General features: G+C 66.5%; 13 protein-coding genes. 12 read left to right on the forward strand and 1 reads right to left on the reverse strand.

Going from position 1 to position 13,321, the window contains the following annotated elements; genetic code table 11:
* Positions 1 to 53 precede the first annotated feature (53 nt).
* From HQ354_RS07855 to mutM, 5 genes are all read left to right on the forward strand, one after another.
* Positions 54 to 824, forward strand: coding sequence for a DivIVA domain-containing protein (locus tag HQ354_RS07855; RefSeq protein ID WP_068428518.1), 771 nt, complete (start codon positions 54 to 56; stop codon positions 822 to 824).
* 190 nt (positions 825 to 1,014) lie between these two features.
* Positions 1,015 to 1,575, forward strand: a complete 561-nt coding sequence (locus HQ354_RS07860; protein ID WP_174551465.1) for a DUF177 domain-containing protein — start codon at positions 1,015 to 1,017, stop codon at positions 1,573 to 1,575.
* Between the two features lie 2 nt (positions 1,576 to 1,577).
* The gene (gene rpmF, locus HQ354_RS07865) at positions 1,578 to 1,760 is read left to right on the forward strand and encodes a 50S ribosomal protein L32 (protein ID WP_080733022.1); all 183 of its coding nucleotides are present in this window, start codon (positions 1,578 to 1,580) and stop codon (positions 1,758 to 1,760) included.
* A 19-nt stretch (positions 1,761 to 1,779) separates the two neighbouring features.
* Complete coding sequence (gene rnc, locus HQ354_RS07870; protein ID WP_114331252.1) at positions 1,780 to 2,574, forward strand: ribonuclease III; 795 nt, start codon at positions 1,780 to 1,782, stop codon at positions 2,572 to 2,574.
* Entirely contained in the window at positions 2,567 to 3,418 is an 852-nt protein-coding gene (gene mutM, locus HQ354_RS07875) for a bifunctional DNA-formamidopyrimidine glycosylase/DNA-(apurinic or apyrimidinic site) lyase (RefSeq protein ID WP_167678824.1), read from the forward strand. Before rnc ends, mutM begins: the two co-directional genes overlap by 8 nt.
* Positions 3,419 to 3,424: 6 nt before the next feature.
* On the opposite strand, the gene HQ354_RS07880 is transcribed toward mutM, so the two are convergent.
* On the reverse strand, positions 3,425 to 3,877 hold the full coding sequence (locus HQ354_RS07880; RefSeq protein ID WP_068429147.1) for a MarR family winged helix-turn-helix transcriptional regulator: 453 nt from the start codon (positions 3,875 to 3,877) through the stop codon (positions 3,425 to 3,427).
* Positions 3,878 to 3,958: 81 nt separating this feature from the next.
* Between HQ354_RS07880 and HQ354_RS07885 the strand changes: the two genes are divergently transcribed.
* From HQ354_RS07885 to HQ354_RS07915, 7 genes are all read left to right on the forward strand, one after another.
* On the forward strand, positions 3,959 to 4,840 hold the full coding sequence (locus HQ354_RS07885; RefSeq protein WP_167678822.1) for an MBL fold metallo-hydrolase: 882 nt from the start codon (positions 3,959 to 3,961) through the stop codon (positions 4,838 to 4,840).
* A gap of 79 nt (positions 4,841 to 4,919) precedes the next feature.
* Positions 4,920 to 5,348, forward strand: a complete 429-nt coding sequence (locus HQ354_RS07890) for an OsmC family protein (RefSeq protein WP_167678820.1) — start codon at positions 4,920 to 4,922, stop codon at positions 5,346 to 5,348.
* Position 5,349: 1 nt separating this feature from the next.
* The gene (locus HQ354_RS07895) at positions 5,350 to 6,255 is read left to right on the forward strand and encodes an SMP-30/gluconolactonase/LRE family protein (protein WP_167678818.1); all 906 of its coding nucleotides are present in this window, start codon (positions 5,350 to 5,352) and stop codon (positions 6,253 to 6,255) included.
* Entirely contained in the window at positions 6,252 to 6,527 is a 276-nt protein-coding gene (locus HQ354_RS07900) for an acylphosphatase (RefSeq protein WP_222634597.1), read from the forward strand. Before HQ354_RS07895 ends, HQ354_RS07900 begins: the two co-directional genes overlap by 4 nt.
* Positions 6,528 to 6,592: 65 nt before the next feature.
* Entirely contained in the window at positions 6,593 to 10,249 is a 3,657-nt protein-coding gene (gene smc / locus HQ354_RS07905; protein WP_167678816.1) for a chromosome segregation protein SMC, read from the forward strand.
* Positions 10,250 to 10,295: 46 nt separating this feature from the next.
* The gene (gene ftsY, locus HQ354_RS07910; RefSeq protein WP_374107324.1) at positions 10,296 to 11,702 is read left to right on the forward strand and encodes a signal recognition particle-docking protein FtsY; all 1,407 of its coding nucleotides are present in this window, start codon (positions 10,296 to 10,298) and stop codon (positions 11,700 to 11,702) included.
* Positions 11,703 to 12,052: 350 nt separating this feature from the next.
* The gene (locus HQ354_RS07915) at positions 12,053 to 13,312 is read left to right on the forward strand and encodes an ammonium transporter (RefSeq protein ID WP_206031271.1); all 1,260 of its coding nucleotides are present in this window, start codon (positions 12,053 to 12,055) and stop codon (positions 13,310 to 13,312) included.
* The last annotated feature ends 9 nt before the right edge of the window (positions 13,313 to 13,321 follow it).

The following is a 13,321-nucleotide window of genomic DNA, read 5'->3' on the forward strand; positions in this document are numbered from 1 at the left end:
CAGGCAAACTGGACTGTGCTCGATCTTTCTTCGTTCGACGATTGGGGTTACCGGTGTATCGCGTATTCGAGGCGCTCGACGAACTCGTCGCCATTGTCGAGGAGGCGCGCGGTGTCCCGATGACAGCCGGTTGCGTCGTCCCCCGTGGCGACGTGCTGGAACTGCTCGACGACGTCCGTGATTCCATCCCCGGCGAGCTCGACGACGCCCAGGACGTGCTCGACCACCGCGACAAGCTCGTGGGCGATGCTCGCGCCACGGCCGACAAGACCGTCACGTCGGCCAATCAGGAGGCGCAGGACACCGTCGAGAATGCTCGGGATTCGGCCGACCGCATTCTGGCCGACGCCAAAGCCCAGGCGGACCGCATGGTCGCCGAAGCGAAGGCACACGCCGAACAGCTGGTCGACGACGCCACCGACACTGCCGAACGGACCGTGGAGGACGGCCGTCGGGAGTACGAGGCCGTGACGACGCGGGCGCGCACCGAGGCCGATCGCATGATCGAGTCCGGGCAGGCGGCATACGACCGCAGCGTGGCGGACGGCGTCGCGGAACAGGCTCGTCTCGTCGCGCAGACCGAGGTCGTTCAGGCCGCGCACGCGGAATCGGCGCGGGTCATCGACGAGGCGCACGCGGAGTCGGATCGGATGCGCAGTGAATGTGACGTGTACGTCGACACGAAGCTCGCCGAGTTCGAGGAGTTCCTGACCGGCACCATTCGCTCGGTCGGACGAGGTCGTCAACAGCTTCGCACCGGGTCCGGCGTCCCCGATTATGGAACCGACCCGGCCGACGATTTCCGTCGGTCACGCCGTTCGTAGTCGTCCTCGCTCGGGATCCGGGGCCGCAGTTTGCCCCGACATGCATGCATGCGTATCGTTGTGTGGTTGCCTGATGCACGGTTCGACGACTCGTCGTGCCTGCGATCGGGCAGACATCCGTCATCGAGCAGGAAGATTCACTGTGTCAACCGGTCGTAGTACCCCCCGTCCCGACGCGGACGCGGGTTTCGTGCTGGACGTCGACAATCTGGGTCGCAGGCCCGGGTCGATGAAACAGATCCAGCGGACGGTCGCCGCGCCGTCGCGCATCGGGCTCGACTCGATCGCGATCAGCGAAGGATCGCCCGTCGAGCTCGACCTTCGGTTGGAAGCAGTGTCCGAGGGCGTTCTCGTCACCGGCACCGTGCGTGCCGACACGACGGGGGAGTGCTCTCGCTGCCTCGAACCGGTGACAGGTGACGTCGACGTCTACCTCACCGAGCTGTTCGCCTACCCGGACAGCGTGACGGAAGAAACGACCGACGAGGACGAGATTCATCGCGTCGTCGACGATCGGATCGACCTCGAACCGGTCATCGTGGACTCGGTCGGACTGGAGCTTCCGCTCTATCCGCTGTGCCGCGAAGACTGCGAGGGATTGTGCCCCGAATGTGGCGTTCGCCTGGCGATTGCTGAATCCGGCCACAGTCATGACATACTGGATCCTCGCTGGGCTGGTCTTGCAGCCAAATTTGGCGTGGGCTCAGAACCGAGCACAGAACTTGTGAACAACGAAGCCGAGGAGAAGTAGAAGTGGCTGTCCCGAAGCGCAAAATGTCGCGTTCCAACACGAGGTCGCGTCGTGCACAGTGGAAGACCACTGCGCCCACCCTCGTCACCTGCCCCAACCGCGGTTGCGGCGAGAAGACCCTGCCCCACATCGCGTGCCCCTCGTGCGGCACCTACAAGGGTCGCCAGGTAGCAGCAGCGGTCTGATCCCAGGATCGGACGAATTGTGACGAACAAGGGCAGTTCTACCTACAGGAACAGCTCGACAGCCGGCAGCGGCGGGGACGACCGAGAGTCGCTCCTCGCCGCTCTTGGCGTTGTACTGGACGAATCACTGCTGACGTTGGCGTTGACGCACCGCTCGTACGCGTACGAGCAGGGCGGGCTGCCGACGAACGAGCGCCTCGAGTTCCTCGGAGACTCGGTGCTCGGACTCGCGATCACCGAACGGCTGTATGCGGTGCACCCGGACAAGTCCGAGGGCGAGCTCGCCAAGATCCGCGCCAGCGTCGTGAACATGCACGCTCTGGCCGAAGTGGCACGCGGCCTCGGCGAGGGCGGACTCGGTCGTCATCTGCTGCTCGGTAAAGGCGAAGAGCAGACCGGCGGGCGTGACAAGCCGAGCATCCTCGCCGACGGTATGGAATCGCTCCTCGGTGCGATCCATCTGCAGCACGGAATCGACGTCGCGCGCGAGGTCGTGTCCCGACTGTTCGCGGACCTGCTCGATCGTGCACCCCGACTCGGCGCAGGGCTCGACTGGAAGACCAGCCTTCAGGAACTGACGGCGGGCAAGACGCTCGGCGTCCCCGTGTACGAGATCTCGTCGACGGGCCCCGATCACGACAAGGAGTTCACCGCGACGGTTCTCGTCGGCGGTCACGCGTTCGGTGTCGGTATCGGGCGGTCGAAGAAGGAAGCGGAGCAGAAGGCCGCAAGCACCGCGTGGAATGCGTTGTCGGACAGCGAAGAAGAATCCGACGGCGGCACCGACGTGGCGTCGGGCAGCGTGGATGCCTGAGCTTCCCGAAGTCGAGGTCGTGCGCCTCGGTCTCGAGGCGCACGTCGTCGGGTCGCGCATCGACTCGGTCGACGTCCTGCATCCGCGTGCTGTGCGCCGCCACTTCGCGGGCGAGCGAGATCTGGTGGCCCAGTTGCGTGGTCGTCGAATCGCGTCGGCGCAGCGGCGCGGAAAATATCTGTGGTTGCCACTCGACCCCGGCGACATGGCGATCGTCGTGCATCTGGGCATGAGTGGGCAGATGCTCGTCCAGCCGCCGACCGTTCCCGACGAGAAACACTTGCGGATCAGGGCACACCTCGATTCCGGCGCCGATCTACGATTCGTGGACCAGCGCACGTTCGGGGGGTGGGCCGTCGCCCGACTCGAAGTGGTCGACGGCACCGAAGTTCCCGAACCCGTGGCACACATCGCACGTGACCCCATCGACCCGCTCTTCGACGCCGAAAAGGTCGTGGAAGTGTTGCGCGGCAAGCACACCGAGATCAAACGGGCACTGCTCGACCAAACCGTCGTGTCCGGTGTCGGCAACATCTACGCCGACGAAGCATTGTGGCGAGCCAAGATTCACGGCAACCGCATCGCCGACACCCTGACGCGACCTGCGCTTCGGCGTCTTCTGACGTCGGCGCACGCGGTGATGGGCGAGGCCCTCGCACAAGGCGGTACGTCGTTCGACGCGCTGTACGTCAACGTCAACGGCGAATCCGGTTATTTCGATCGATCGCTCGACGCATACGGACAAGAGGGTCGTCCGTGTTCGCGTTGCGGTGCGCCGATCAGGCGTGAGAAGTTCATGAACCGGTCGTCGTACAGCTGCCCGAAATGTCAGCGTAAACGGTAGAGGCGTTCAATCCGGTACTGCGCTGCCGCGACGCTCCGGCGCGACGGCCCGACGCAGTAAGTCCCCGAGCGTCTCCAGCTCGGCCGGGGTGAGCCCGGAAATCAGCGGCGACGCTCCCCGCAGCCCCGCGAGCAGTGTCCTTCGGCGCTCGGCCCCCTCGGCGGTGAGAAGTATCTGCTTGGCCCGTCGGTCGGTGGGGTGTGGGCGGCGCTCGAGCAAGCCCTGGCTTTCCAGGTAGTCGATGACAGCGGTGGCGTTGGACGGCTCACAGCCCATTTGCTCGGCCAATTCACGCATCGTCATCGGGCCGGTCAGCTCCCTGAGGGCGGAGGCCTGGGAAACGGTGAGTCCGTGCGCGCCGACGCGCGCGCGCTGGCGGGCCGTGCTCTGGGTGTCGACCTCGTGCACGAGCTTGGCCAGCTCCCAGTCCGCCGCCACCATCGAATCCGTCGACGTCATGATCACACTCTAGCAATACCCTTCAGACCATGATAGATATGATCTGAATAGTTCAGTTCATATCTAAATGGAGGTTCGATCATGACGAACGAAATTGACACACGGGAGCGCCTTCGCCGCCCGTCCGGTGTCCGTTCGCTGACTCTCGGCGAGACCAAGCTCACCTATGTTCCCGATGGCGTGGCCAGACTCGACGCCCGAATGTTGCTGCCGGAACCGTCGGAAGAGGACTGGGCGCAGAACGCCGAGTATCTGGACGAGGACGGTCACCTGGTGGCGGGCGTCGGCGGACTGCTGGTCGAGCGCGACGGGCACGCACTACTGATCGACGCGGGCGTCGGACCGTTGACGATCGGCCCGCCGATGAACCCGTTCGGCGTTCTGTCCGGCGGTGCGTTGCTGGACAACCTGGCGAGAATCGGTTGCAGCCCAGCCGATATCGACGCGGTCGCATTGACGCACCTGCACACCGACCACTTCGGTTGGGCATGGCATCCGGCTCCCGGCAGCACCCGCCCCGCCTTCACCGAAGCCGATTACCTTGTCGCCGAGACGGAATGGGCCAACCGTCACGTCGCCGAAGAGCAGGGGCAGGCCGACATGATCAAGGCTCTCGCGCCGCACGTCCGGACCGTGGTGGAGAACGAGGAAGTCTTCCCCGGCGTTCGGGTCATGTCCGCTCCCGGCCACAGTCCTGGCCATTCCGGGTTCGTCATCGAAGCGGACGGGCAGCGGGTGATCGCCTTCGGCGACGCGTTCCACTCTCCGGTTCAGATCACTCATCCGTTGTGGGAGAACACATTCGACCACGATCACCGGCAGGCAACCGCCCTGCGCCACCGCCTCGTGCTCGAACTGGCCGGGTCCGACGCCATCGGCTTCGGTATCCACTTCGCCGACGTACCGTTCGGACGAGTTCGCATCGAAGACAACCGGGCGACCTGGCACCCCGTCGACGACTGACGAAGCACGATCCGGTCCGCGCCTCGGGGACCATCCGCGTCGATCACGACGTCGGTGGCACTGTCTAGAATCTGCTGTCATGGCTGACGAGAGCACACCGACAGAGCTGTGGGTCGAACGCACGGGCACCCGCCGGTACACCGGCAAGAGTTCGCGAGGGGCCGAGGTGTCGATCGGTTCCGAGTCGGTGGACGGAGTCTTCACTCCCGGTGAACTGCTGAAGATCGCACTGGCGGCATGCACCGGTATGAGCTCGGACCTGCCTCTGTCACGCAGGCTCGGAGACAACTACGACGCCACCGTCCGAGTCTCGGGCGCCGCGGACCGCGAGAACGAGCTGTACCCGGACCTCCACGAGATTCTCGAACTCGACCTCAGCGAGCTCGACCCCGAGGCGCAGCAGCGGTTGCTGACCGTCGTCGAGCGGGCGATCGACAAGGTCTGCACCGTCGGCCGCACGCTGAAGGCGGGCACGAAGATATCCCTCGACGTCGTCACGGACGCCTGACATGAGATGGGGGGCGGCTCTGGGGGTACTGGCGACGACGTGCGGGGCAGTGGTGGCCGTCGCTCCCACGGCAGCGGCAGCCCCCGCGTGCGCACCGTGGACCGTCAGCACGGTCGCGTCGGGGCTCGGCCTGCTCGAGAACGTGACGTTCGACGACCGAGGAACCATGCTGCTGTCCCGGACGTCGCTCACCGGTCCCGGCGCCATCGCCGGTCTGACGCCGGACGGGACTCGGTCGGTCGTCGTTCCGGACGTGACCGCACCCGGTGGGCTCGTCGTGCGCGGCGACACCCTGTATTTCACGACCGGCAACGGCTTCTCGTCGGGACTTCTCGACGTTCACGACGGCACGGTCGAGGCCGTCGACCTCGACACCGGTGCGCGCACGGTGGTGGCGCGCGACGTCGTCATGCCCAACGGCCTTGCCGTGCTCGACGACGGTGACCTCCTGGTCACACGCAATCTCGGCACGCCGAGCGGCGTCACACGGGTCGACGCGGGCGATCCCAACTCGGCTCGATACGTGCGCACGGACGTCGGGAGCGCCAACGGTCTGGCCGTGGACGACGGAACGGTGTACGTGTCGAACACGTTCGAGCCCGAACTGGCGATCACCGTTCTCGACGCGTCGAACCTCGGTGGGGATGCTCGTCGCATTCCGGTCGACGGATTCGGACCTGTCACCGCGTCGGACGACTTGACCGTCGGGCCGGACGGACAGATCTACCTCGCCCAGAACCTCGCCGGTCGAGTACTGCGCATCGACCCCGAGTCCGGTGCGTCGTGCGTCATCGGAACCGGCCTGCCGGCGACCTCGGCGGTCGAGTTCGGTGGTGTCGGATGGGACCCGGATTCGCTGTACGCCACGAGTTTCGACGGCTCGGTCCGCCGGCTGGCCCCCGCATGAGCGACGAACGACTGACTGCGTGGGTCCACGGAACCGTGCAGGGTGTGGGTTTTCGATGGTGGACGCGGTCTCGGGCGCTCGAACTCGGTATCGTCGGGCACGCCACCAACCATGCCGACGGCCGTGTTCTCGTCGTCGCCGAGGGCTCGCGCGAGCGGCTGGAACGACTTCTCGACTTGTTGCGCGGCGGGACGACTCCCGGCGTCGTGTCGCTCGTCGTGGAATCCTGGGATCCAGCACGCGGCGGACTCTCCGGGTTCGTCGAGCGTTGAGGCCTGACGTCGGCGACTGGAGTGTCGACCGAACAGGTCGGACCTACCCGGTAATCTGACTCGTCATGCATCTCAAGAGTCTGACGCTGAAGGGCTTCAAGTCCTTCGCCTCGGCGACGACTCTTCGTTTCGAACCGGGAATCACCTGCGTCGTCGGACCCAACGGGTCGGGTAAGTCCAACGTCGTCGACGCGCTCACCTGGGTCATGGGGGAGCAGGGCGCGAAAGCGCTGCGCGGCGGGAAGATGGAAGACGTCATCTTCGCCGGCACGTCCGGCCGGGCGCCGCTCGGCCGGGCGGAAGTGACGCTGACCATCGACAACGCCGACGGTGCACTGCCCATCGATTACACCGAGGTCTCGATCACCCGGCGCATGTTCCGCGACGGTGCGGGCGAGTACGAGATCAACGGCAACTCGTGTCGGTTGATGGACGTGCAGGAACTGCTCAGCGACTCCGGTATCGGACGCGAGATGCACGTCATCGTCGGACAGGGACGCCTCGCCGCCATTCTCGAATCGCGGCCCGAGGACCGACGCGCCTTCATCGAGGAGGCCGCGGGTGTTCTCAAACACCGCAAGCGCAAGGAAAAGGCCGTCCGCAAACTCGACGCGATGCAGGCCAACCTCGCGCGTCTGACCGACCTCACCGCCGAGCTCCGGCGTCAGCTCAAGCCGCTCGGCAGGCAGGCCGAAGTCGCGCGGCGTGCACAGACCGTCCAGGCCGATCTGCGCGATGCGAAGCTGCGCCTGGCCGCCGACGATCTCGTGACGCGTCGTGAGGCATTCGCCAGCCAGGAACAGGACGAAGCGGCGCAACGCGAGCAGTACGCCGTCGTTCAGGACACCCTCGAAGCCGGAAACGTCGCGCTCGGCGAGCTCGAGCAGTCGGTCGCCCGTCTGACACCCAGTGCCGAGGCGGCGAGCCAGACCTGGTTCCAGCTGTCCGCGCTCGCCGAACGCGTGAACGCCACCATCAGGATCGCGAAGGAACGCGCACGTCACCTCGACAGTGCGCCGTCGACGGGCCGCGGTCAGGATCCCGACGAGCTCGAGCAGCAGGCCGAACGCGTCGCCGAGGAAGAGATGGAGCTCGTCGAGGCCGTCGAGATCGCCCGCGAGACGCTCGAAGCAGCGCGCGAGCAGCTGATGGAACGTGAGTCGGCCGCAGCCGAGGCCGAACGCGCCCACATGGCCGCCGTGCGCGCCGTCGCCGATCGTCGTGAGGGATTCGCCCGGCTGTCCGGGCAGGTCGACACGTATCGAACGAAGGTCGAGTCCATCGATGCCGAGGTAGCTCGGTTGTCGGTCGCCATCGACGAAGCCCGTCAGCGCGGCGACGTCGCGCAATCGGAGTTCGACAGCGTCCAGGACCAGATTTCAGGGCTCGATGCAAGCGAACTCAGCCTCGACACGCACTACGAGCGTGCGGTCGCCGCACTGCGCAGCGCCGATGCTCGCGTCACCGAGTTGCAGAACGAGGATCGAACCGCGGGCAAGAAGGTCGCGTCGTTCCAGGCGCGCATCGAAGCACTGACGATGGGCCTCGAACGCAAGGACGGCGCGGGCTGGCTCATCGAGAACGGCCAGTCCGGTCTGTCCGGCCTGCTGGCCGAGCGGATCACGATCGAGCCCGGATTCGACGTCGCCATCGCGGTGGCCATGGGTCCGGTCGCCGACGCGGCACATGCCGACTCGTTCGCGAGCGCGCGCGAGGCCGTACGGGCACTCCGCGAAGCCGACGGAGGCCGAGCAGCGATCGTGTTCGACGGCACCGCCGTCGAGGCGCAGCATCGGTCGGTCACCCTGCCCGACGGGGCACGGTGGGCTCTCGACGTCGTGTCGTACCCGGATTCGTTGGCCGAGTCGATGCTCGCCCTGCTCGGTGACGTCGCAGTCGTCCCGTCGCTCGACGACGCAGCGTCGCTGGTGGCGTCGGCGCGTGGCGTGCGTGCGGTGACGACGGCGGGCGATCTCGTCGACGCGGGCCTGGTCACCGGTGGTTCGGATCGTCGGCCCAGCACGCTGGAGGTACAGGCCGCGATCGATACGTCCATGGTCGAACTCGCTGCGGCCGAACGCCGTTCGGCCGAGCTGGAAGCTGCGTTGTCGGGCGCGCTCGCCGAGCAGTCCGACCGCAAGGAATCGGCCGAGCAGGCATTGGCCGCCCTCAACGAGTCGGATGCGGCCATGGCTGCGGTCTACGAACAGCTGGGCCGCCTCGGCCAATTGGCGCGATCCGCCCACGCCGAGTCGACGCGTCTGTCCGAGCAGCGAGCGGCCGCGGAGACCGGTCGAGAGGAAGCTCTGGGGGCGCTGGCGGAACTCGAGGAACGGCTTCGACTCGCCGAGGACGAACAATCCGGGTTGGAGGGCACCAGCGACTCCACCGAGTCCACCATCGCCCGCGAGACAGCCGCGGCCGCGTTGGCGGAGGTCCGTGCCGTCGAGGTCGAAGCACGCCTGAACGTGCGCACCGCCGAGGAACGTGCGCAGTCGCTGCGTGGACGCGCCGACTCGTTGCGCCGAGCGGCTCGCGCCGAGCGCGAGGCCCGTGCCCGTGCCGAACGCGAGATGGCATCGCGACGGCATGCAGCTGCCGTCGCCGAGGCCGTGGCGTCCGCGGGAGAGCGCGTCGCCGAGCGGTTGGCGATGGTCGTCGACGAGGCCGCGTCCCGTCGCGACGAGCTCGCCGAACGCAAAGCGACGACGACGGCCGAGCTCGAACGCGTCAAGGAACAGGTGCGCGCGTTGCAGGCGCAGCTCGCGTCGATCACCGACGCCGTGCACCGCGACGAGGTAGCCCGCGCCCAGGCGGCACTGCGCATCGAACAGCTGGAAGCGAGCATTCTCGAGCAGCACGGCATCGGTCTCGACGATTTGATCGCCGAGTACGGGCCGGACATCGCGTTGCCGCCGACCGACCTGGAGATGGCCGAGTACGAAGCAGCGAAGGAACGCGGCGAACAGGTCGTCGCCCCCGCACCGATGCCGTTCGATCGTGTGACGCAGGAGAAGCGCGCCAAGAAGGCCGAACGCGATCTCGCGACACTCGGCAAGGTCAACCCGCTCGCGCTCGAAGAGTTCGCCGCGCTCGAGGAGCGCTACAACTTCCTCTCGACGCAGCTCGAAGACGTCAAATCGGCGCGCAAGGATCTGCTCGAGGTCGTCGCCGACGTCGACGACCGCATCCTTCAGCTGTTCACCGATGCCTGGCTCGACGTCGAGCGCGAATTCACGCAGGTGTTCGCGAAACTGTTCCCCGGCGGGGAGGGTCGACTGATTCTCACCGAACCCGGCGACATGCTGACCACCGGTATCGAGGTGGAAGCGCGACCGCCCGGCAAGAAGGTCAAGCGGTTGTCGCTGCTGTCCGGCGGTGAGAAATCACTGACCGCGGTCGCGATGCTCGTGGCCATCTTCCGTGCGCGGCCGTCCCCGTTCTACGTCATGGACGAGGTCGAGGCCGCGCTCGACGACACCAACCTGCGGCGGCTGATCGGGCTGTTCGAGCAGCTACGGGAGAAGTCGCAGCTCATCGTCATCACTCACCAGAAGCCGACGATGGAGGTCGCCGACGCGTTGTACGGCGTCTCGATGCGCGGCGACGGCATCACGACGGTCATCTCGCAACGGTTGAACCGGGATCGCGTCGAAACCATCGGCAGCGCAACGATCGACGAGGATTCCGTGGTGGATCCCGCGCCGGCGCCGCCGGCATGACACGGCTGACGCGGGCGCTGTAGCGCATCGTGACAGGATGGTCCCCGTGAGTACCGAAGCGTGGATCGTCGTCGCGGCCGTTCTGGCCATTCTTGTCGTCGTGCTCGTCGCGGGATTCGTTCTGTCCCGTCGCCGCCGCGTGTCCTTCCAGTCCAAGGACACCAAGGCCGTCGAGGAAACTCCGAAGGACAGATCGGGTGGTTACAAGGCGGGCGGTGGCTTCTCGTTCAGCCAGGGCACCGCCACCGCCGAGCCGGAGCTCGCCCCGAAACCCAAGCCGCGCCCCGAGCCGACTCCGCGGCCGGAACCGACGCCCACACCCGAGCCCGCTCCGACGCCAGAGCCCGCGCCTGCTCCCGAACCCGCGCCGACACCGGAGCCCGCTCGGACGCCCGAGCCTGCGCCTACACCTGAGCCCGCTCCGACGCCCGAGCCCGCGCCTGCTCCCGAGCCCGCTCCGACGCCCGAGCCCGCGCCGGAACCTGCTCCTGTCCCGCCGCCCGAGCCCGAGCGTCCTGTCATCGAGGAGATCGCACCCACCGAGGGCCGGATCGACCGACTGCGTGGCCGGTTGTCCCGGTCGCAGTCCGCGGTCGGGAAGAGCTTGCTGGGACTGCTCGGTGGTGGCGATCTCGACGAGGATTCGTGGGAGGAAGTCGAGGACACGCTGCTGATCGCCGACATCGGGTCGTCGACCACGGCGGAGATCATGTCGACGCTGCGTGAACAGATGGCGGCGCGCAGCATCCGCACCGAAGCGGATGCGCGAGCACTGCTGCGCGAGGTCCTCGTCGCGCAACTGCACCCCGAGTTCGATCGGTCGATCAAGGCGCTGCCGCACGAAGGTACGCCTGCAGTGCTGCTCGTCGTCGGTGTCAACGGCACCGGCAAGACGACGACCACCGGCAAGCTCGCCCGCGTGCTCGTCGCCGACGGCCGCCGGGTTCTGCTCGGCGCGGCCGACACGTTCCGCGCCGCAGCAGCGGACCAGTTGCAGACGTGGGCCGAGCGCGTCGGTGCGGACGTCGTGCGCGGCAAGGAAGGCGCCGATCCGGCCGCCGTCGGATTCGACGCGGTGTCCAAGGGCATCGAGCAGGGTGTCGACGTCGTCGTCGTGGACACGGCCGGGCGTCTGCACACCAAGTCGGGCCTGATGGACGAGCTCGGAAAGGTCAAGCGCGTCATCGAGAAGCGAGCGCGCGTCGACGACGTGCTGTTGGTTCTCGACGCGACGGTCGGACAGAACGGTCTGATGCAGGCACGTGTGTTCGCCGAGGTCGTGGACATCAGCGGCGTCGTACTGACCAAGCTCGACGGCACCGCGAAGGGCGGCATCGTGTTCCAGGTCCAACGCGAACTCGGTGTTCCGGTGAAGCTCGTCGGGCTCGGAGAGGGCGCCGACGACCTGGCGCCGTTCGAGCCGGGGGCGTTCGTCGACGCACTGCTCGGCTGACATCAGGTGCGGCCGTCCGCCGCACGAAGCCACACGAAACACGCCCCGCCGAACCGTCGGCGGGGCGTGTTTCGTCGTTGCGGACGGGGTCGTTCGAGGGTGTCCGGTTTCGACCGCTTTTCCCCGGTTTCGTGCTCGAAGCAAAACCGGCGAAAGAACGAAACGCCTGGACGAAACGTACTAGCAACACATTCCGTCTGTCCGTTCACATGCGCGAAACACCGGAGTGTCACCGATGAAACCTAGTGAAACCACTCTTTGTCCAGACCACGCGCCAACCGGTGCGTCAGATAAGGAGGGTGTACGTGAGTCCCGAGGATTTGTTGGCCAACTCCGGCAATGCCGCCTGGATGCTGGTGGCCGCATCGCTGGTGCTGCTGATGACGCCAGGCCTGGCGTTCTTCTACGGCGGCATGTCGCAGCAGAAGTCCGTGCTGAACATGATGATGATGTCGTTCGGCTCGATGTTCGTCGTCGCCATCATCTACGTTCTGTGGGGTTGGTCCATGTCCTATGGCACCGAGAACATCGGCGGGATCTTCGCGAACCCGTTCGAGTTCTTCGGACTGAAGGATTCGATCACCGACGCGGACGGCAACTTCATCGCCGGTGCCTGGGGCTACGCCAACGTGATCGACATCGCGTTCCAGGTGACCTTCGCGATCATCACCGTCGCCCTCATCAGCGGTTCCATCGCAGGCCGCGTCAAGTACGGAACGTGGCTCGCGTTCGCAGGTATCTGGGTCACGCTGGCCTACTTCCCGCTGGCACACATGGTGTGGGGCGGTGGACTCCTCTCGGGCTCCGAGGACGGACTCGCGGCCAAGCTGTTCGGCACAACCGACGACGGTGAGGGCGGCCTGGTCGCCTCCGTCGCACCGATCGACTTCGCCGGTGGCACCGTCGTTCACATCAACGCCGGTATGGCCGGCCTCGTGTTGGCGCTGATCGTAGGTAAGCGCGCCGGATTCGGCCGCGTCGCATTCCGCCCGCACAACCTGCCGTTCGTCATGCTCGGCGCTGCACTTCTGTGGTTCGGTTGGTTCGGCTTCAACGGTGGATCTGCATTCGCCGCCGACGGTGTCGCCGGTCTCGCCTGGGTCAACACCACCACGGCCACCGCTGCTGCCATCGCAGGATGGCTCGTCGTCGAGCGCATTCGCGACGGCAAGGCCACCAGCCTCGGCGCTGCGTCGGGCATCGTCGCCGGTCTCGTCGCCATCACGCCTGCCGCCGGTGCTCTCACGCCGATCGGCTCGATCTTCCTCGGCGCCATCGCCGGTGTTCTCTCCGCTCTCGCAGTCGGCCTGAAGTTCAAGTTCGGCTACGACGACTCGCTCGACGTCGTCGGTGTCCACCTCGTCGCAGGCCTGTGGGGAACCGTCGCCATCGGCTTCTTCGGATCCGAGACCGGCCTGTTCTACGGCGGTGACTACAAGCAACTCGTCGTCCAGATCGTCATCGCTCTCGTCGCACTGATCTTCACCGGCATCATCACGACCGTCATTGCATTCGCGCTGAAGCCGCTCGGTTGGCGTGTGTCGAAGGAAGACGAAGCCAAGGGAATCGACGAAGCCGAACACGCCGAGACGGCGTACGACTTCGCCTGACAAGGTAGA

It is taken from the genome of Rhodococcus sp. BP-261 (genome assembly GCF_019835205.1).
Taxonomy (GTDB): domain Bacteria; phylum Actinomycetota; class Actinomycetes; order Mycobacteriales; family Mycobacteriaceae; genus Rhodococcoides; species Rhodococcoides kyotonensis_B.